Below are 20,606 nucleotides of genomic sequence, written 5' to 3'. Positions count from 1 at the left end.
GGGCTCTCGCGGTTTGCGACAGGTACGGTTAGATGCTTGCCAAGGACATTATCCGCATCATTCTCTATGGGGTCGGGCTCAGCTCGCTCGGAGCGGTGATCTACTTCGCCGGTCCCTTCATCGCATTCGGTGACTGGCGGCCGCTCGAGAACCATATTGTCCGGCAGATCGCTATTCTGCTGCTGACCACGGCCGTGGCAGCTGCTGTCGGTCTCAATCTGTTCAAGCGGCGCAAGAATGCCAAGGAGATTGCCGACGGTATCGCAGGTGCGGATCAGCCGGTCAGCGACGAGCCGGTGCTCAAGGAGCGCATGAAGGATGCGCTCGCGACGCTGAGGACCGCCAGTGGCAACAAGTCGGGCTATCTCTACGATATACCCTGGTACGTCATCATCGGCCCGCCCGGCGCCGGCAAGACCACGGCGCTGGTCAATTCTGGCCTCAAATTTCCACTCGCGCGCGGCGCGACGCCGGCGGCGATCGCCGGGGTGGGTGGTACCCGCTATTGCGATTGGTGGTTTACCGACGAAGCGGTGCTGATCGATACGGCCGGCCGCTACACCACCCAGGACTCCAACAGCAAGGCCGACAAGGACAGTTGGCTGGCGTTCCTTGATATTCTGAAGAAGAGCCGGTCGCGCCAGCCGATCAACGGCGTTCTCGTCGCCATCAGTATCGAAGACATCCTGACGCTACCGAAGCAGGAGCTCGCACTCCACGCTGACGCCATCCGGATGCGCCTACTCGAGCTGCACCAAAGGCTGAAGGTCAGCTTCCCGGTCTACGCGCTCTTTACCAAGGCCGATCTCGTTTCCGGGTTCACCGAATATTTCGCATATCTCGGCGAGACTGGTCGCCGTCAAGTCTGGGGTGCCACGTTCCAGACCGCAGACAAGAACCAAAATCTGGTGGGGCAGGTCCCGGTCGAGTTCGATCGTCTGCTGGAGCGCCTGAGCGAGGAAACGCTCGATCGTCTGCAGGACGAGCCGACGCCGCAGCATCGTGTGCAATTGTTCGGTTTCCCGGCGCAGATGGCGCGGCTCAAACCCCAGATTCACGACTTCCTCAACCAGATCTTCGAGCCGACGCGCTATCATGTCAATGCGAACCTGCGCGGGTTCTACTTCACGTCGGGCACACAGCAAGGCACGCCGATCGATCAATTGATCGGATCGTTGGCGCGTACGTTCGGCGCGGAGGAGGTTGGTTCCGGGTCCTATTCGGGCACAGGCAAGAGCTACTTCCTGGCAGATCTGATTTCCAAGGTCATCATCGGCGAGGCCGATTGGGTCTCGACCGACCGTGCCGCGGTACGCCGTGCACTGATCCTGAAGACCGCGGCGCTGTCGTTGATCGGACTGGTCTCGATAGGGCTGATCGCAGCCTGGCTGACGAGCTACAAGCGCAATTCCGATTTGATCGCGCAGAGCCTGCAGGCGGACGGGGAATATGCGACAGCCGGAGCGCCACTTATCAAGGAGACGCTGATCGCCGATCGCGATCTCGACAAGGTGCTGCCGCTGCTCTACCGGCTGCGCAATGCACCGGCGGGCTATGCATCGCGCAACGAGTCGGTGCCTCTGTCGGCCCGCTATGGCCTCAGTCAGCGCGCCCGGCTGCAATCGCCTGCGAATGCAGCCTATCATACGGCGCTCGAGCGCATGTTCCGGCCGCGCCTTCTGTATCGCCTGGAAGAGCAGCTCAACGCGCGCATCAACGAGCCGGCCTTCGTTTACGAGGCGCTGAAGGTCTACCTGATGCTTGGTGGTCTGCAGGCGCCGGATCGTGAGCTGATCCGCTCCTGGATGCATCGTGACTGGGCGGACAACCTCTATCCCGGCGCGACCAACGCGGAAGGGCGACGTCTGCTCGACGACAATCTCGCTGCGATGTTCGACCTCGAGACCGAGCAGCCGCCGCTGGTCGAACTTGACGGCCGGCTGATCAAACAGGCCCAGAGCTCCCTTGCGCGCCTCAGTGTGTCGCAACGCGCCTACGAGTTCTTGAAGTCGGAGGCGCGTGCGTCGACGGCCGGCGATTGGATCGCCAGCCGACGCGGTGGTCCGGACATGGCCGTCGTGTTCGAATCCACGACGGGGCAACCGCTCGAGACCCTGCGTGTGCCCGAGTTCTTCACCTATAACGGCTTCCATCAGAAATTCGTGGCGCGGCTGCCCGGACTGTCGGAGCGGATGAAGCGGGAACGCTGGGTTTTGGGCGAGGCCGGTCAGCAGTCGGCCGTCGACCAGCAATACGATAATTTGGCGGGCGATCTGCTCAGCATCTATTCCAACGATTTCGTGACGACTTGGCGAACGGCGCTCGGAAGCTTGCGTCTGAAGAAGCTGCTCGCTGACAAACCCAAATACGAGGTGCTGCGGGCGCTTTCTGCGCCGACCTCACCGATGCGGCAGATCCTGGAATCGGTTCGCGACGAAACAACGCTGACAAAGGAACGCCCGAAGACGGCGGGGAATTCCGTGGCACCTGCGGCGGCCGCCGTTCCGCCGGCCCCCGCACTCTTCACCAACGCCCAGGACGGTCCCCTTGGCGCGACAATCGAGGCCCAGTTCAGACCTTACCACGCCGTGCTCGAAGGCGAGAGTACCCGCCGCCCGATCGACTCGACCATTGCGAACCTGAACGACATCGCGCAGAGCCTCACGCTGATCATCGAGAATCCGCAACTGACCGCGCAGGCGGCTGCCGCGCTTCAGACCCAGGTCGCAGCCCTTCGCAACAATGCGTCGCGGATGCCTCCGCCGTTCTCCGACATGCTGCGAGCGGCGGCTGCTGAGTTCGAAGGGAGCATCGCAGCCTCGACCGCGGGACAGATTCTGCAGACGCTGCGCGATCAGGTCACGCCTGCTTGCCAACAAGCAGTGACCAACCGCTATCCGTTCGTCCGGGGCAGCACCCAGGAAGTTCCGCTCGCGGACTTTGCCAAGGTATTCAGCCCGAACGGGATCATGGATAGGTTCTTCGCCCAATATCTCGCCCCTTACGCCGACACGTCCCGGCCGGAGTGGGTCTGGCGGAAGGAAAGTCCTGTCGGACGGTCGTTTTCTCCGGATACGCTCAAGCAATTCCAGAACGCTGCCCATATCCGGGATGCCTTCTTCCAGACGGGCGGGGCCGTGCCGGCGGTATCGTTCGCAATCCGGCCGCCCGGTTCAGCCGGACCGGGTGTGACCGTTAAGACCGAGATCGGCGGTACCACGATTACGAGCCCGACCAGTCCCGGACCAGCGACGACATCGTTTTTCGGCGGTCCGCAGCCTGCGCCTGCGCCTCAACCGCAGAACAACGCGCCGACGACGGTCTTATGGCCCGGGCCGTCGCCGCGAACGGCGATTTCCGTGAGCAACGACACGGGTCCGCCTTCCGTTCTCGAGCGAACCGGTCAATGGTCGTTGTTCCGGATGCTGGAAGCAGGTTCATTGGTGGCGAAGGCGGAAACTGCCAGCGCCACTTTCATCGTCGCCGGACGCGAGCTCAACTATCAGATCTCAACCGGATCGTTGCGCAATCCTCTGAACATGTCAGTGCTCCGCGAGTTTCGCTGCCCGACGGGAATATGACCATGCGTTGCGGTTTATTCGGCAAGATCGGCGCAAAACGCGACTTTATCGCAATCGCGACCCCGCGCAGCTTCCTTGAAGCCTGGGAGCCCTGGCTGCAGGCTGCGCTGTCCGCAAGTCGCCACCGACTGGGCGCAGATTGGCGGCAGGCTTTCGTGACCGCACCGGTTTGGCGATTTTGGCTCGGCGCCACGATCTGCGGCAGCTCGGTCACAGGGGCGATCATGCCATCGCTCGACGGGGTCGGGCGGTACTATCCATTGACGCTGCATGCAGTCGCGCGCGAAGGCGAGGTGTTGCCTTCACCGAACATCGATCCGCAGGATGAATGGTTCGGGCAAGCGGAGGCGTTTCTGCTTTCGACCTTGGATCAGGCCGCAACCTTTGAGCAGATATCCGATGCACTGGATCGTCTTGAGGCGCCGCGATTGCAAGAGGCTGCGGCCTGCAACCCATCGATCACGTTGCTTGGTACCGGCGCAGTAGCAAGTGGTCCGGCGGCCGATGCATTCCCGGGAATGTTTGCAGCGCTTTGCGCGGCCGCCCCGGAAGTCTACGCCGCGGCCAGCTTCTGGTGGACGGCCGGAGGCGAGGGATTTCCGTCAATGGCGCTAAGCTACCGCGGATTGCCGGATCCGTTTCACTTCGCGATGCTGTTGACCGGCGATCTTGCCTCGGCGGGACGGGATGACGCGCGATGACACACGTCCCAACCTCATTCGATGTCGGCAGCGTCACTCACGCCGGACGGGTGCGAGAGCGTAACGAAGATTCATTTCTGGTACGTACGGACGTCGGCCTCTGGGCTGTGGCCGACGGGATGGGTGGTCACGAGGCCGGCGATCTCGCCAGCCGCGTTGTGGTTCAGTCGCTTGACGCGATCGGATCGCTGGAGTCCGCTGCCGATCTGCTGGCGGAATGCGAGGTGCGGCTGTTCAGCGCAAACCAGCAGATCCTGGCGCTCAGCCAGGAGCGACAGGGGGCCACCGTCGGGACCACGGCGGCGGTTCTGCTCGTTCGCGACGGCTATTATGCCTGTGTATGGGCGGGCGACAGCCGGGTCTATCTGATCAGTCGCGGGATCATCAACCAGGTGTCGCACGATCATAGCGAACTTGAGGAACTCATCGCCGAGGGCGCGCTGTCGCGCGAAGACGTGAAGGATTGGCCGAACAACGCCATTACGCGCGCGGTCGGCGTCGCCGACGATCCGGAGTTCGAGGTGGTGACCGGCCCGGCCGCGCCGGAAGACATCTTCGTGATCTGCAGCGACGGCTTGACGAAGCACGTGCAGGACGAGGAGATCCTGCAGCATGCGGCGACGCGGCGCGCACAGGCTGCTTGCGATGACATGCTCGCGCTGGCTCTTGATCGCGGCGGCCTCGACAACGTGACGATCGTCATCGTGCGCCTGCTGGCGCCACAATCACGCGAGCCAACAAGATCGCCGCTCGATTGGAAGCCACAATCATGACCCCAAACGATCCGTTCCGATCGTCCTACAGGGGCGTGCCGACCGGCACCCGCCTCAACGGCATCTACGAGATCGAAGCGGTGATCGGCGCCGGCGGCATGGGTGAAGTCTATAAATGCCGCGAGATCCAGACCGGATCGCCTGTTGCGGTCAAAATGCTGCTGCCCGATATGGTCGAGAACGAAGCCGCTCTTGCGCTGTTCCGTCGAGAAGCCGCAGCGCTTCACAATCTGCCGCACGATGCGATCGTTCGCTATTTCCTGTTCACGGTGGAGCCCGTATTACAGCGGCCGTATCTCGCGATGGAGTTCGTGAACGGCCGCTCGCTCTCGAACATGCTCGATGACGGCCCCTTGACCCTCGAGGCGCTGATCAAGTTGATGCAGCGCGTCGCATCGGGGCTGCATGCCGCCCATGAGCACGGCATCATCCATCGCGACGTTTCGCCGGACAATATCATCGTGCCGCTCGACGACGTCAGGCGGGCCAAGCTCATCGACTTCGGCATTGCCCGATCGACCCAGCTGGGGGACAAGACCATCATTGGCTCGGGCTTTGCCGGAAAGGACAATTACGCATCGCCGGAACAGGTCGGACTCTACGGCAACGAGGTCACGGCCAAATCCGATGTCTACAGCCTGGGGCTCGTCCTGTTTCACGCGCTGACCGGGCAAAAGCTCGACATGGGCGGCAGCCAGTTTCAACTGGTGGAGAAGCGCCGGCGCGTACCCGATCTCGGAGCCGTGGACATGCGCATCCGGCCTTTGCTGGAGCGGATGCTGCAGCCTGATCCGGCATTGCGTCCGAGCATGGCGGAAGTCGCGAACTGGACGCCGGGTGGTTCGGCGGAGACATCAGCTACGCCATTGTACGGATTCGATCCGCTGCGGCGACCGGAAGGTGAGGCGCCGACGCCACCGGACCGGCTGCCGGTAACGGCGCGCGGGCGGGGTCATCTCTGGTACGGGGCGGGCGTGGCATTGATGCTACTTCTCGTCGGGGGAGGAGGATATGCCTTTTACAAGCTGATCTGGTCGGGGCCGGGCACCACGGTGTTGCCGCCACCTCCGAAACTTGCTGCTACCCCGGCGCCGCCGAAGGCCGAGCCAGCTGTCCCGCAGGTGGGACGCCAGGAGCCGGTCAAGCTGCCGGTGGCGCCTGCGGTTACGACGCCATCTCCAACACCGGATGGGGTCGGGCGAGCCGATCGCATCCGCAAATATGTGGCGCAATATTCCGGCGGCGACTGCTTCTTCATCCTGCCGGTGGCCGTCAGCCAGAACGCCGCCGTCATCGAAGGCTTCGGCGCCTCGACCGTCCCATTCGACACTTTTGACAAGGCGTTCCGGCGCGAGCAGGGCTTCGAAGCTTCCGTTGGCGTCAGGCAGGTGACTCCCGCGCAGTGTCCAGCCGTCAAGTTCTTGAGAGAGGTCGGGAACGAACAGGCGCGAGCGCCGCGCATCAATCTATCGGCGACAGAGCTGAAGGCCGACGAAACCCTTAGCGGCACAATTGAGAACTTCGCCAACCGCGTAGTGGAACTGCTGATGGTGTCGGATCGTGGCGAGGTCCAGAGTCTGACTTATCTTCTGAAGCCGGGCATCGACTCGCTTTCGTTTGCCCTCCCGCCAGCACGCGGCAGCGGTCCGCAACTGCTGTTGGTGGTGGCGACCCCGCAGGTCCTGGATTCCCTGCGCCAGCCGAAGCCGACCCCTGCCGACACGTTTTTCCTACAGGCGCTCAGCGAGTCTCAGCGGAACAAAGTCGCCATCGTCGCAGCCGCACGTTACGTGCTGCTCACGAACTGATCGGCATGCTCAAAACGTTCCGATGACCAGGATCTTCAGATCTGCATCAGGCCTGAAATCGTTGGCGGTATATTCAAGCGTGCTGCCGGTGGAGGAGGTTTTGAGCCGCCCTGGACAGAAACTTACCAGGCGATCGCTGCCGCCCGGATCGATCGTCAGCTTGAACGACCGGATCGGACTTGCCCAATTTGATCCGGTTTTCAGGACGTATGATATGCGCCGCTCCTGCAGCTTGCTGGTGTTGGCCTGATTGCTGCCTGCGCGCTTGTCGAGTTCTGCGAGGAACGCGTCCTGAATGCAGTACTCTTTCCGGTAACGCTGGACTTCCTGACTGAGGGCGCCGCTGCGACGCAAACCGGAGCGCAAGATCGTGTCCGGACTAGTGCCGACACTCGGCCGATATTGGTGTTCAACGGTCACCTTTTTCGCGGCCGGAAATACCTGCTGACGGACTGCCGAGGTCTTCAGGACCCAGCCGGGCGCATATTGCTGGCGGCCGTTGTCGCTCCTTCCGGCAGGCAGCAGAAGTCCGTCGTCTACGAGCTGGGTTCGGGTCGCATCGGGCAGGTCGGCTGCCCGGATTTCGCGGCTGCCGATCGGCAGCAGTGGCACTTTCAGTTCGCGCAGCAAGGCACTGACATCCTTGTTGCCAACTATGGCTCGCTGATCAATGGTTAGCGGCGTCGGGTGGCCGTCGACCTTTGTCGTGAAGTCGACAAAGTTGACCGGATCATCTGACGGCAGAGCAATGTTCTCGGCCTCCGAGAGGTCGATGTCGGGCAGCGGAAAGGCGACAGTCATGGTGACCGGCTTGGCCGTGACATTGGTGAACTGGTAGCGGACCGTGACGCTGTCCAACGCGATACGAAGGTTCTCGCTCTCCATGGCAACGTCATTGGTGCGTACGAATTGGAGCCCACCGATGGATAGTTCCGCGGCTGAATCGTTGGCGCGGGCCGGCCACACCGTCGCAACCAAAAATGCCAACATCAAAGCCGGTGTTCGGAAGGTCAGTGGGGCAGAAAAGCCGTTCACCATGCTTGTCTCCATGTGGCGGCGCAGCATATGGCGCGTAGCGCCCGGTGCGCCTCATTCGATCGGCTGATAAAGATCGCCCCACTCGGATTTCCAGACCCCTTCCGGGTCGCAGACCACGATCGCAAGCTTCAAATCGTTCGCCAGTCGGATCGCCCCACGAAAGGCATCCTGTGCCGGCAATTGTGCGCTGGTCTGGTCGGCGGTCAGTCGCCCTCCGCTCACTGCCGCCGGCAGCACGATTGCTCCAGAAGCGCCGTCATTGTCGCGCTTCAGGACGAGTGTGATCGCGTCGGGCTGGACTTCATTCACTTGCTCAAATCTGTTCCGGGCCATAGTTTGCACCGCGAGTTGGAGAAGGTTCGGACGATCACCGTCCAGTGATGGAATTGAACGAGATTGAGAGTGCTCACCACTAATTGAAGCGCCGCGTTACCGGCATCTGGGATTAGTCGATCTGACGCGGCGATTGGTTCGGGATACATTGAGAACATGCTTCGTCCAAAGCGTTTTATCTGGGCCGTCATCGTTGGCGCTGGCATCTGCGGAACCCAGGCGCACGCCGACGATGCCGTCGTACGCAGCTTTGGCGACGGTTCGGCTGCTTCTATGGTTGGCATTGTCCCGGCCAGCGAGGACGTAGAACTCGCGGGTCCGCAAGCGATCAGCGCCGACGGGCAGGGAAATCTGTTTGTGCTTGATCAGGTTAACGGCCGCATTCTTCAGTTCGATCCCAAGCAGCCGAATTCTGATCCAGACATCCTCAAGATGCCCAAGGAGGTCCAGCCGACAGATCTTGTCGTCCGCAACGATGACATCATGGTTTGGGACGGCGGCGTGCGGACGCTGAAAGCGGCGGCGGGACAATCCACGCGCGGACTCGGCGACGTGATCCAGCTCGAGGAAGTCTCGACTCGTGGTGTGGACGATCGGCTTGCCGTCTCCGCTTTCTCCCAGATGGGGTCGCAGGCGCCCGGCAGCGCAGCCGACTTGCTCGACCAGAATACCCGCGCAGCCATCATCAAGACGACGCGGCAGCCCGACCGGCAATACGTGGCTTCACGAGGCAAGGGCTCCGTGATCGCGGATCTCATTCCGGACAAGGGCAATGCGAGCGTGCGGGTCGAGATCCAGACTATGGTTTCCAACGAGACGATCGGTCAGCTCGCCCTCCGGGTTCGCAACCAACTTGGCGCGGTGGAATTTCTCGAGATCGACAACAGCGACCGCTTTTATGTGCTGGCTGAAGACGTTCCGCCGTCGGGCAAGAACGCCTCCACGTTCGTGGCGCGCTACGCCGCGAACGGCCGTCTGGAGGGAATTTATGAGCTTCCCCTCGAAAATGCGCCGTTGACCAGACGGTTCGTGACGGTCTCGGGGGACGGCGACGTCTATTTTCTACGGACCAGGCCCGATGGCATCGACGTGGTCGGCGTCGGTTTCAGGCCTCTCAACAACGTGTCGATCATCGACGTGCGGCCGTCGCGAACGGCAATTGCGCCTGCATCGCAACCCAGTTTCAAATTCGACGCTTCGGCCGCGGTGAGGCCGTCCAACCGACAACAGGCGATCGAGACCGCGTTTGCGTTCGAGGGCATCCAGTGGAAGCTGACGCAGGCGAACTACGGCAGCGATCCCGACAGCCAGTGCAGCGGCTTCAGCCGTATCCGGCGACCCTGGTATTTGCAGGGCAAGGTGAACCAAGAGGTGCGCGGCGTACCCTATTGCTGGGGCTGCCACGGTTCGCTCGCGAACTTCCGGCAGCGGATCGAGAGCGGAATGCTGGCTGGCAATGTGTGCACTCGCAACGCGCCGCGACCGGATGTGGCTGGCGTCGACTGTTCGGCATTCGTCAGCGCCACGTGGGGGCTCTCCGTCCACTACACAACTGCCGCAATTCCCGCGATTGCAGCCCCGGTGGCAAATCCGTGGGACCTGAAGCCTGGCGATGCGCTGAACAAGTCGGGCTCGCACGTGATGTTGTTCCTGCGATTCACGCCCGATCGCAAGGCCGAGGTGATGGAATCCTCGACTGGCGGCTGCAACGGCCGCGTCTGCCGTAACGTCTATCCGCTGGCGAGCCTGCTCTCGCGCGGCTACGTTCCGGTCCGCTTCAAGGCCTTCGCGGATGACCAGGCAACGGTTTCTGCAAACGCCTACCACGAAACCGAACCACCGGCGGGGCGCAAGACGGCAAGCAAAAGGCGCTGAACCGGCCGTGTCGTTCGCGCTACAAAATGATTAAGCGGGATGTCGAGGTGGATTACGATGCGAATGCCCAAGCGACTTGGTTGGAAGATCAGGCGGCTATGCGCAACGATCGGTCTGGCCGGGTCGATCGGACTGACGGCCCCGCAGGTGCATGCTGCCGGCGGCTTGGCGATCAGCAACCCGGAGGGAGCTGCGGTACGCGCGCTCGTCATCGGGATTGATGACTATCAGCACGTACGCAAGCTGAAGGGCGCGGTCGCCGACGCCACCGACATTGTCGGCAGCTTGAAGTCGATGGGGGTCGGAGACATCGTCGAACTTGCGAACGCGCAGGCCGACAGGGCGAGCGTTTTGCGCGAAATCAGCGCGCTGGTGGAGCGGACCGGAAACAACGACCTCATCTTTCTGTCGATCGCCGGTCACGGCACCCAAGAGCCGGAGCGCGTCAAAGGCTCGGAGCCCGACGGGATGGAAAACGTGTTCCTGCTGCCAGGCTTCGCAACCACGCCGACCGGCTCAGTCGAGCGCATTCTGGGGAGCGAGTTCAACCACTTCATCCGGCAGTTCGAGCTGCGCGGAGCGAAGGTGATCTTCGTGGCTGACACCTGCCATGGCGGCGGCATGGTGCGCGATATCGATCCGCGTGCCGCGGAAATGAGCTTCAGGCAAGTGCCGCGCTATACATTGCTGGTCGACGAACTGAAACCGGTCTCTGACAGCAACGATCCGGAGTCCGAACTCGACCTCGACCGCACGGCATTCCTTGCCGCGGTGGACCGTTACACGAAGGCGCCGGAAGTCCGCATTCCCGGGGTCGATGGCCTCCGCGGGGCTCTCAGCTATGCAGTCGCGCGTGCCGTGGAAGGGAGTGCGGACATCAATCACGATGGGAAGGTGACGCTGAAGGAGCTCTTCAGCAATGTTCGGCAGGTGGTCTACCAGCTATCGGACCAGCGTCAGAACATCGTGACGATATCATCGCCGGCCCAGGCACCGGACACCGAGGTTGCCTTCGGCTTGACGCGCGGCGTCGTCTTGATTCAGGGGCCGGCCGCAAGAGCAGCCTCTGGCTCTGCCGGGACCGGCGCGCCAGCCGAGGCACAGGCGCCGCCGCCGCCGGCTATCACGGCCAAGGCATCCACTGCTCCGAGCCTCGCCGCGGCCCCGACCAAGGACCTTCCGATCGGTCAAACGCCGCCGCTTCGCCTCGCTTCGCCCATCCGGCTCGCGGCGCTCGACGGCAAGACGAGCTACTTTGCGAGCGTGACGACCAAGGATATTCCCGTGCAGGCCGTCCAGCCGACGGACAACCCGGATCTCATCTGGGATCCCATGTCGCACGATGTGATCGCATGGGGCGACGTGGTTGCGTACGGGATGGACATTGCCAGCCTATCAACGGTCGTTGACCGGACGGCGGCGATACGTGAACTCAAGCGCATCGCGGTTCGGTCGCCTCAGATGATGCGCATATGGCCGGACGACCGCCAGCAGCGTGCCGGCCAGACCGTCCAGGTTGACCTGTCTGATGTGGCATCGCGGGCCGTGTTGTTGTTCAATGTGTCCGGTGATGGCACCATCCAGATGTTGTATCCGGTGGGCTCCGATCCTGCATTGGTCCGATCGGCGAACTTGCGGCTGCCGCTGAAGGTCGGTGAACCCTTCGGTGCGGAACAGATTATTGCAGTGACCTCGCAGCAACGCATGGGCGAACTGGAGACAGCCTTGATACAGCTCAACCGGCGCCGCGCCTCGGGGCAGATGATCAAGAGCCTCGAACGCTACTTGCCCGTGGACGCCCGGATCGCCTCGATCGGCTTCTTCAGTGCTCCCTAGGGGAGGGCAGAAGCTGCCCAGTTTGCGAGCGATCCGCCGGCAGGGACCGCGGCTCCCGGTACTTCTGCTCCCGCTACTGGTTGGTGGCGGACCTGTCTGCGCGGCACCGCTGCCTTGGGCGTCGCTGCCTACTGGCATGCACGCACGGCTTTGGTCGGTTCAGGCGGCGCGTGGCCAATCCAACAGTGCAGGGGTGTCGCTCCAGATCCTGCCGGGCCAGACCGTCACTCTCGGCAGCAAGGTGTCGTTCGGCGTCACCGCCAGGAAGGCTGGATATCTCATTCTAGTCGACATCGATGCGGAAGGACGGATGTCCCAGATCTTTCCGACACCCGAACTGTTGGCGCAGTCGGACGGCCGCGAAATCAATCTCGTCAAGCCTGGCGTCGAATTTGTCGTTCCGAGCCCGGCCGCACGGCAGAGAGGTTTTGAGTTTGTCGTCGCACCGCCGGCGGGATCTGCAGTGATGATCGCCATCTTGAGCGAGCGACGCGTCCAGTTGCTTGATTTGCCGGACTTGCCGCGCAAGCTACAAGATCAAGCCGCAGCGTTGAGCTATCTATCGGCCTGGACCAGTGAGTTGCGCGTGCCGGACAACGCCAGCAGAAGGCTGTTGCCGAACAACTGGTCGTTCGACGTCAAACCCTATTCCATCAAGTGAGCTCGCGCGGATACGCCGCGAGGTCAAAGCTTGCTGAGGCGGCTGAAGAAGCCGCCACGGGCGATCATGTAATGAATGTCGTTGGGGAAGGGAAATGCGCTGCGAACATTGGAAATCGCGCGTTGGAGAAACTCACCAGTCGATGATGCGGACTTCTGCTGCGACCGTGGTTGGTCAGCGACCTGAGGTATCATGAACCGATCAACAAAAGCTTCGTCCAGATCGTTGACTCTGACCATCTGACCGAATGCCGGGAACAGATCGTAGTGACCTACGGTCACGCGGAGGTTCTTGAGGGCAGGGCGCTGAGGCTGCGCTCGATTGCCGTCGGAGGTCGCCAGCCCGCGGCCTATCAGATCCAACTTCACGGACTGCGGCAGCGTTGAGGGACCATAAACGATCTCTAGCGCAGTGCCGCTCTGCCCAGACAGCCACTGGTACCAGAAGGTCGCATCGTCGGGTCGCGCCTTGGCCCCGTAAAGGCAGTCAAATCCCCAACAAGCACTCAGCTTGGCCTGATACTTTCCCAGAGTTCCGACCAGATTGCGCATGCCGTTGCCGCCGCCGGAGTGGCAGGCGATGATGATTTTGCCAATCTGGAGTTGAGGAATGGACGTCGAAGAGCCTCCCAGGAACTTGGCCAGAGCTCCGAGGATTTCCTCGAGGTACCGTTCCCCCCAGTTCGACGTGGCCAGATCCTTGACGCTGTAATTTCCAGCAAAGGCGTCGCCAACGGCATATTCATAGCCCAGGAACGGCGCGATGAGCACGACGTCCTTGCCGGAATCCCGAACCTGTTCACGGAGGCGCGCTGGATCGTTGTGAAACAGGAATTCATGATCTTTGACGTAGAAGCCATGCAGCCAGATCACGATATCCAGTTTGGTGGTAGTCGTTAAGTGCTTTGGCGGAAGATATACCGCCGTCGGCTTCATGCCGGGCGCCAGCCGCTTCGTAAAGAGCGTCACTCCTGGAAAGGACTTGGCGTCTTTCTGTTCGAACTCGCACGCCACCACGAAGGTCGCTCCGCATCGACCGGGTCGGGCGTGGACTTGGGCCGACCCGATGTTACATGTGATTGTTCGCCAGATCCTCGATAGGCTTCCTATGACGGCTGGCGAATTCGCACCTTGCTAATTGCAGACTTCGACATTCCCGGTGTTGCCGCCGGGACCTCCCCCGCCACGGTAGTCGAGGTGGCAGCCGCGACGGACCTGGCGGCACAAATATGCGTCGCAAACGACCTGGCCGCTGCCGCCGCTGGACTTCGCGGTTGCCTGTCGCCGCGGAACGTCCGCCACGGGCTCGGATATTTCGCGACGCGAACGGTCCGCACGTGACGCACCTTCGTTCGCGTTGCGCTTGGCAACGGGCTTCTTCCCGCGCCGCTTCTCGCATTCGTTGTCATCGTTGAGGAACGAGCCCTCGGCGCAAGTGATCCTGACGCACTGGTCGCCACTAGCCTTGTAGCCATGATCACAGATCACGGGACAGACCCGGGCCGGCTTGAGCTTGATCGCGTCAAGCGCATCGAGACTTGCGAGCTTGGTATCGAGTTTTGTTCCCGCGTACCGGTTGAACAGACTCAGCGAACGCTGTGACGCCGTATTCCAGTGGCCATCGACGGCACCGGTGAAGCAGCCGACGCGGTTTAATTCGCCTTGGACCGACTTGGCGATATCGGCTTTTGCGATATCGGTCTGGCGCGGCTCGGCGGTCAACGCCGCGAGCCTGGGCGGGCTGTTGGCGTCGGCGGACATCGCTGCTGTGGAACCATCCGCAGCCGTGCTCCCAACTGCCGGCTTATTCTCGGAAAGCGCAGCAACGATGCTGGATTCTGATGCAGTTCGTTTCCGTTCCGCTTCAGTAGCTTGCTCAAGCGCAGTTTGCTTCGCTTTCTCGGCGGCTACACGGGCCTCTTCGGCAGCCTTCAGATCGGCAGCGGCTTTCTCCCGCTCGACACGCTGAGCCCCCTGGGACATCAGGCGAGCCTGTTCCTGCTCGGCCTGCTGCGCCTTCGCTGTTGCCGCGACGCGTGCCTCTTCGGCCTCGAATTGATTCAGCTGCAGCTTGGCGAGGTTTGCATAATATCCGTCCGGATGCTGGCTCAGGAATGCGTTGAGAGCAGGCTTGTTGCGCAGCTGCAACGCCAATTCGTAGTCACGGCGGATTTCGGACTGGGGATTGGCAGCTTGTGCCGGCTCTTCTGCCTTGGCGACCGGAACAAGCGCAACGTCTTCGCCGCCCAGCGAGCCGTAAACGTAGGGCTCCTGCCGGTTGCCCGTGGCTTGCAAGACGTCATCACGCACGAATCCGAAGGCCCTGCGCAAGTCGAGCCCAGGCTTTGCGATGTATTTCACGAGAGCTGTCGCGTACGGACTGTTCTTGCTGTTGCCGTCCAATGCAGTCAGTCCGGCTTTCGCGGCAAACGCGATCAGCGTGTTTGAGACGGTGGGCTCGACCCTGGCGAGCCCGCGGCTGATGGATCGCGAGGCAACGGTCCGTTTCATCGAATCCGCGAACGGATTGTTCCGGCACGCATCGACGATCACGACGCGCAGCTGCTTTGCGGGCTCGATCGCCAGCAAGACGCGGTCGAGCGAAAATGCCTCGTCGTAAATGTCGGTGTCCCGCTCGAGCCTGGCGTCTGTCGGGATCAGATAGTTCGTTCCGTCAATCTCGATCCCGTGGCCCGCATAGTATACGACGGCAATGTCGGCGTCGCGGGTCTGATCGGCGAACTCTCTCAGAGCCCGCCGCATATCTGCCGCGGCGAGGTTGAGCCGGGAGTCGACCACGTCGAAACCTGCGCTCTTCAAGGTCGCGGTGATGGACGCGGCGTCGTTGGCCGGGTTCGGGAGCAGGGGAGCATTCTGATAGCTGGAATTGCCGACCACCAGGGCGACCCGCTTGATGGCCCAAGCCGGCTGACAGGTCAGGAACAGCGCAGCAGCAAGGAGAAGACAAACTTGGAGGTGCCTGTACGTTCTCATGGCGAAACACCCGCATCTGCCCGAAGGATAGTAGTCACGTCGCTAAAACGGCCGCATAGAACGCGATATTGCTCATCAAGCAATTCTTACGTTATTGGCGGCCACCCATCTGCGTACACTAACAGTTCGGAGGCTGATCCATTCCTTATATTGTCGTTGCCCAAAGCGAACGCGTTCAAGTTCGCACCCAAAGTTTCGGACGACCACGGGCCCAGCCAATAGGGGCAATCCGCGGCCGCGTGAGTTTCAAGCTACTGATTTAATTATCTATTTTTCGTCTCACCATCGTCCCGTCGAAACGGAGGGGTGGGACCGTTTGAAGCAACATTTCGGGAGCGCGGCGTGAAGTGCGGGAACCGACCTCCGGCCCGGAATGGAGCAACCGAATAGGGCTTTCGGACGATCGGAGCGATTGAGCCAATGTGTCCAGAAGATCAAGGACCTCAGACAGAGGAATCACCGCAGCTTGATCTTGAGGTCGTTCTCCAGCATCAGTTTCAGGAGAATAGCACCAAGGAGATCGTAGTAATCCTTCTTCTTTCGAACCGACCATTCTTTGGCGTCACCGTTCCAATAGCGCGAATCCGCGTCGGAGAGGCGACCGCGTAGCAGAAGGAAGAGGCTTTTCTTGTCGACAGTATTCAGCCGAGAGCCCTGCAGGCGGCCCAGTCGAAGCCCGAAATTATGGAGCTTGCGGAATGTTTCGCGCTTTTCGGGAAAGACGTTGTCGAGCGGAGGGTAGGCGAGCGGGGGATAGAAGTCGCTGACCGTCGCGGACGACCAACCGTCGGCTTGCATGACAAAGGATGAGCAAAATGCACCGAAGAAGTGTCGCCTCGATTTGTATTGCAAGGCATCGTTGTAAGGTGCACCCAGCGCAACGAATGGACCGACGAGAGTGGCGAGCGTACCGACCGCGATCATTCCACCTTCGGCAAGCGCACCAAGTGGAATTTCCGACATGCTGATGCCCATGTCTGCAATGCCATAGACATCCAGCGCCTTGGATATCACATCGTATGCGTTCTGATCGCTGTATCCGGGAGCGCTAACTACACCCACGCCCTTTGTGCCGGTGATGGCGATCGCGTCTTGATAGTACATCGGGTCCGGAAGAAAGATGTATCCCGGGTCGGCGTCGTCCGTAAAAGCCCAGTTCCGACCTCCGTCGAGACTATGGCGGCAACCGACATATTCGCGCAGGTACCAATTGACCTGGTCGGTGTAGAAGCGGTCGAGCGGGCTGAGGCGAAAATTGATCCAGATGATGTCGTGCTCGGAGTACTGATGATGGTTTCGGGCCGCCAGGGTGAACCAGGTCTCTCCGGTCCTGACTTTGTACTTGGTGGTGTTGGCAGGCTGAGTCCAGGGCTGCAGCGGCTTCAGGGGGCGCCTTTCGTTGCGCAACGGCTGCACGGCCATCCTATATCTCCAGATTTGAACCCATCGAGACGTCCGGTCGCCAACCAACTTCAAGCAGGGGCTTGCAGCCTTGCTCTTGGTGCGGTTCTACTTGGACGACGTTCAAATAGCCGTCTGTTGATACGGAGGTCGTCATTCGATCGAATGATATCTGGACGCCTTGCCCGGTTCGGAAGGCGCAGTGCAAAATGCCGCGTTTGGCGGAATGAATTCGAAAATCGACTTGGAGACCCTCATGCCCATTCCAGTGAAAATTTACATCACGCCATTTGCCGAAAAGGGTGTTCTGGAGCCCGTGAAATGGGATTGTGATGCCGCCAAAAAGGCTCTGGATGTGGTGAACAAGATCTGGTCGAAGGCCAAGATCACTTTCGTGATCAATGATTGCCTGACAGACAGGCCGCTTGACATGGCAAAGAACGCCCGCGGCAACGACAAGCAGGTGCTTGATGTTCTCAGCCTCCGCCATGCGGCCGATAATGCGATCCACGTTTATCTGGTCAATCCGATTCCAAACCTTTCAGCAGGCGGCGGCTCATACCTTCATGGCGATCCGGAGCCGGCCAGCTTCGTGCAGTGGTATGGCAACGACTTTGCCAGTGGACGCGCCTGGGCCCATGAACTTGGCCATCTGATGAGTGTCGACCACGTCGAGATAGACTATACCAACGAGAGACAGGCGGCGGCGCTGAGCAGCAACCTCATGACGAAGGGCCTGAACGTGGGCAGCGAGTTGACCAAGCAGCAAATTGAAACAGCCAGGGGCTCTAAGCTCGTCAAGCGGTTTGGCGGCTGACGTCGCCCGGATATAGTTGATTCTTTTCCAGCGGTGCGCGTGCCGAAGGGACGGGTGTTCACTGCGGTGCTCAACATTTGCTTGGTACGGCAGCAACATATCGAGCCGAGATCGAGAAAAGTGGAGCGCGCCGCATATGTCCGGCGCCACCACGGATCCCTCGGTACCTTTGGTATCTAGGCAATCGTTTTCAAATACAGGCTCGGATCGAAGTATTTGCTCGCCGGCGTGAAGTCCTTGATACCCGCATTAGCCATGAAGAAGTCTGTCGACTGCTGCAGCCAGTTGGTGACGGTCCCGTCCGAGTACATCCGCTTCCAGTCCTTGGACGTGAACATCTTTTGTGCTTTGAAAGACTCGTTGATGTCGGACAGTGGCGTCTGGCTGTAATGACCCTTCTGCAGTTTCTCCATCGCCTCGGTGCTGTTCGCGACGATATAGTCGTTCGCATCTGCCCAGCCACGGATCAGCTTGGCCAGGGTCTCCTTGTTAGGCTCGTAATAGTCGTTTGCAGCGGCCCAGCCACCAATGATTGCTGCCTTTGGATAGTAGGCTGACGCATCGGCCAGCATGGTTGCGCCGGGGACCTTGTCGCGGACCGTGACGTTGAAAGGCACCCAGAGCGCTACGGCAGGCACTGCGCCGGAGATGAAGGCGGTCACGGCCGCCGGCATGGTCTGGTTGACGAGCTCGACCTCCTTGGGATCGACCTTGTTGGCCCGCAGCGCGGTGTCGAGGAACACGTGCGCCGTCGTGCCGGTCGCGGTCGCGATGCGCTTGCCCTTCAGATCCGCGAACGACTTGATGCCCTGATCGCCGCGGACCCACAGCTGCGCGGTTGCGACCTCGATGTCGTTGATCAGAAACACCTTGCCTTGGCCGCGGGCCGGGAAGTTCGAGAGGACGGCGCCGGTCGCCAGCACGTCGAGGCTGCCGCCGATCAAAGCCTGGAAGATTTCCAGGCCAGTGTTGAACTGCCGCAGCTCGAGATCGAGGCCCTGCTTTTCGAAGGAGCCGCGGTCCATGCCGGTCCAGATCTGGCCGTCGACAGCGACGGTGTGGAGGTAGCCGACGCGGACTTTTGTTTTGGCTTGCGCGATCGCCGGTGCCGAGGCCGTGAAGGTGCCGAGCGCAAGGCCCGCCGTCGTGGTCAGAAATTGCCGCCGATCCATGATGTGTCCTCCGTTTTGCTTGCTATTCCGAGAATGAGACCGGACGCATCTGCGCTTGCTGGGCGCGATATTCGTCCATCACCAGTTGCCTGATATGGCTTCGCAGTTCCGCGAATTCTGGCCGCTCCTGGATCGACTCGTCGCGCGGGTAAGCGAAGGGAACGTCGATGATCTCCTTGATCCGCGCCGGCCGCGCCGTCACCACCACGATGCGGGATGCGAGGTAGATCGCCTCCTCGACGGAATGGGTGATGAGCATGACGGTCTTGCCTTCGGTCTCCAGCACCTTCAGCAGCAGGTTCTGCATGTTGGAGCGGGTCTGGGCGTCGAGTGCGCCGAACGGCTCGTCCATCAGCAGGAATTGCGGCTTCACCGCATAGGCCCGCGCGATCGCGAGTCGTTGCCGCATGCCGCCGGACAGATGTTTCGGATAGGAATTGGCGAAGTCAGACAGGCCCATCAGGCCGAGATAGTGATCGCAGATCGCATCACGCTCGGCAGTCGGGACATGATTGGCGTTGAGCGTCAGGCCGAAGGCGATGTTCTGTTTCACCGTCAACCAGGGGAATACGCCATACTCCTGGAAGATGACGCCGCGTTCGGGGCCGGGGCCGGCGACGGGACGTCCATCGAACAGAACCTTGCCTGTCGTCGGCTTCTGAAAGCCGGCGAGCATGCTCATCATCGTGGTCTTGCCGCAGCCGGACGGGCCGATCACCGCAATGAAGTCGCCGTCGTTGATGTCGTAGCTGACGTCCTCGACGACGTTGAGGTGGCCCTTCGGCGTTTCGAAGGATAGCGAAACCTTGTCGAACTGAGCGCGCTTGTTCATGCGATGGCTCGATCTTGCCAGACCAGCAGCCGGGCCGTGATCTTGCGCAGGATCAAATCCATGATCAGTGCGATCAGGCCGATGCAAATGATGCCGACATAGATGACGTCGAGCAGGAAGTAGGTCGAGGCATTTTGAATCATGGCGCCCAGCCCGCGCTGCGCCGCGATCAGCTCGGATGCGACCAGCGTCGCCCAAGCGACGCCCAGCGCCACGCGCAGCGCCGTGAGAATGTGCGGAACGGTGAGGGGAATGATGACCTTGCGAAAGATCTCGGCCTGGTTGGCTCCGAGCGTCTGCGCCACGCGGATGTAGAGCGGCGTGATTTGCGACACGCCCTCATACATCACGATCACGCCGGAGAAGAACGAGGCGTAGAACAGGATGACGAGCTTTGCGAGCTCGTCGACGCCGAAATAGACGATCACCAGCGGGATCAGTGCGATCGGCGGCAGCGCGCGAAAGAAGTTGATCATGGGGTCGGCGAAGGTGCGGGCGGGGCGATACCACCCGAGCAGAAATCCAACCGGCACGGCCACCAGGATGCCGAGCGCGACGCCGAGAAAGACGCGCCGGGTCGAGGCGAAGATGTCGATCAGCAGGCCTTCCTTGGTGAGAAGCTCAAAGAATTTGGCGGCGACCTGGTGCGGCGCGGGGATCAGAGAGACGTTGACGAAGCCGCTCCAGCGCACGGCGTACCAGAGCAGGATTGCACCGATCCACGGTATCAATCCGAGACCGAAGCGTCTCAGGCCAGCTCCGTTCATTCGACGCGTCCACCCAGA

Annotated in this window: 16 protein-coding genes; 8 read left to right on the top strand and 8 right to left on the bottom strand. The window is 61.2% G+C overall.

Annotation, left to right across the window (positions count from 1 at the left end; translation table 11 throughout):
• Positions 1-32 precede the first annotated feature (32 nt).
• Genes tssM through GGD61_RS28045 form a run of 4 tightly spaced genes read left to right on the top strand, consistent with a single transcriptional unit; the run spans position 33 to position 6,863 of the window.
• Positions 33-3,581: a type VI secretion system membrane subunit TssM gene (gene tssM, locus GGD61_RS28060; RefSeq protein WP_183231643.1), complete on the top strand. Its 3,549-nt coding sequence runs from the start codon at positions 33-35 to the stop codon at positions 3,579-3,581.
• A complete protein-coding gene (gene tagF / locus GGD61_RS28055; protein ID WP_183231642.1) occupies positions 3,578-4,282 on the top strand; it encodes a type VI secretion system-associated protein TagF in 705 nt (234 codons plus the stop codon). The genes tssM and tagF overlap by 4 nt, the downstream gene beginning before the upstream one ends.
• Positions 4,279-5,055 (top strand): PP2C family serine/threonine-protein phosphatase, encoded by a 777-nt coding sequence (locus GGD61_RS28050; RefSeq protein ID WP_092258864.1) that lies wholly within the window; start codon positions 4,279-4,281, stop codon positions 5,053-5,055. Before tagF ends, GGD61_RS28050 begins: the two co-directional genes overlap by 4 nt.
• Positions 5,052-6,863, top strand: a complete 1,812-nt coding sequence (locus GGD61_RS28045) for a serine/threonine-protein kinase (RefSeq protein WP_183231668.1) — start codon at positions 5,052-5,054, stop codon at positions 6,861-6,863. Before GGD61_RS28050 ends, GGD61_RS28045 begins: the two co-directional genes overlap by 4 nt.
• Before the next feature lie 9 nt (positions 6,864-6,872).
• On the opposite strand, the gene GGD61_RS28040 is transcribed toward GGD61_RS28045, so the two are convergent.
• Positions 6,873-7,901, bottom strand: a complete 1,029-nt coding sequence (locus GGD61_RS28040; RefSeq protein ID WP_246786066.1) for a DUF4424 domain-containing protein — start codon at positions 7,899-7,901, stop codon at positions 6,873-6,875.
• A gap of 51 nt (positions 7,902-7,952) precedes the next feature.
• Positions 7,953-8,234 carry a hypothetical protein gene (locus GGD61_RS28035; protein WP_177237213.1) on the bottom strand — a complete coding sequence of 94 codons (282 nt, stop codon included), beginning with the start codon at positions 8,232-8,234 and terminating at the stop codon, positions 7,953-7,955.
• A 156-nt stretch (positions 8,235-8,390) separates the two neighbouring features.
• Between GGD61_RS28035 and GGD61_RS28030 the strand changes: the two genes are divergently transcribed.
• From GGD61_RS28030 to GGD61_RS28020, 3 genes are all read left to right on the top strand, one after another.
• Positions 8,391-10,109: a hypothetical protein gene (locus GGD61_RS28030; RefSeq protein WP_183231641.1), complete on the top strand. Its 1,719-nt coding sequence runs from the start codon at positions 8,391-8,393 to the stop codon at positions 10,107-10,109.
• Positions 10,110-10,166: 57 nt separating this feature from the next.
• Positions 10,167-11,945: a caspase family protein gene (locus tag GGD61_RS28025; RefSeq protein ID WP_246786065.1), complete on the top strand. Its 1,779-nt coding sequence runs from the start codon at positions 10,167-10,169 to the stop codon at positions 11,943-11,945.
• Between the two features lie 193 nt (positions 11,946-12,138).
• Positions 12,139-12,606, top strand: coding sequence for a DUF4384 domain-containing protein (locus GGD61_RS28020; protein ID WP_312012747.1), 468 nt, complete (start codon positions 12,139-12,141; stop codon positions 12,604-12,606).
• A 23-nt stretch (positions 12,607-12,629) separates the two neighbouring features.
• Here the strand turns inward: GGD61_RS28020 and GGD61_RS28015 are convergent, their stop codons facing one another.
• From GGD61_RS28015 to GGD61_RS28005, 3 genes are all read right to left on the bottom strand, one after another.
• On the bottom strand, positions 12,630-13,622 hold the full coding sequence (locus GGD61_RS28015) for a hypothetical protein (protein WP_092258882.1): 993 nt from the start codon (positions 13,620-13,622) through the stop codon (positions 12,630-12,632).
• A gap of 117 nt (positions 13,623-13,739) precedes the next feature.
• Entirely contained in the window at positions 13,740-15,599 is a 1,860-nt protein-coding gene (locus GGD61_RS28010) for a caspase family protein (protein WP_183231638.1), read from the bottom strand.
• Positions 15,600-16,055: 456 nt separating this feature from the next.
• Positions 16,056-17,021, bottom strand: coding sequence for a hypothetical protein (locus GGD61_RS28005; RefSeq protein ID WP_092258888.1), 966 nt, complete (start codon positions 17,019-17,021; stop codon positions 16,056-16,058).
• Between the two features lie 235 nt (positions 17,022-17,256).
• Between GGD61_RS28005 and GGD61_RS28000 the strand changes: the two genes are divergently transcribed.
• Positions 17,257-17,817, top strand: coding sequence for a hypothetical protein (locus GGD61_RS28000; protein ID WP_092259311.1), 561 nt, complete (start codon positions 17,257-17,259; stop codon positions 17,815-17,817).
• A 176-nt stretch (positions 17,818-17,993) separates the two neighbouring features.
• Here GGD61_RS28000 and GGD61_RS27995 read toward each other — a convergent pair whose 3' ends face one another.
• From GGD61_RS27995 to GGD61_RS27985, 3 genes are read right to left on the bottom strand one after another with little or no spacing between them, the layout of a single operon-like run.
• Positions 17,994-18,989, bottom strand: a complete 996-nt coding sequence (locus tag GGD61_RS27995; RefSeq protein WP_183231637.1) for an ABC transporter substrate-binding protein — start codon at positions 18,987-18,989, stop codon at positions 17,994-17,996.
• Between the two features lie 22 nt (positions 18,990-19,011).
• Positions 19,012-19,821: an ABC transporter ATP-binding protein gene (locus GGD61_RS27990; RefSeq protein WP_183231636.1), complete on the bottom strand. Its 810-nt coding sequence runs from the start codon at positions 19,819-19,821 to the stop codon at positions 19,012-19,014.
• A complete protein-coding gene (locus tag GGD61_RS27985) occupies positions 19,818-20,588 on the bottom strand; it encodes an ABC transporter permease (protein WP_092258897.1) in 771 nt (256 codons plus the stop codon). The genes GGD61_RS27990 and GGD61_RS27985 overlap by 4 nt, the downstream gene beginning before the upstream one ends.
• Positions 20,589-20,606: the final 18 nt, after the last annotated feature.

Origin of the sequence: Bradyrhizobium sp. SBR1B (assembly GCF_014198205.1) — a bacterium.
In the GTDB taxonomy this organism is placed as follows: Bacteria; Pseudomonadota; Alphaproteobacteria; order Rhizobiales; family Xanthobacteraceae; genus Bradyrhizobium.
This window is presented reverse-complemented; position numbering and strand designations above follow the sequence as displayed.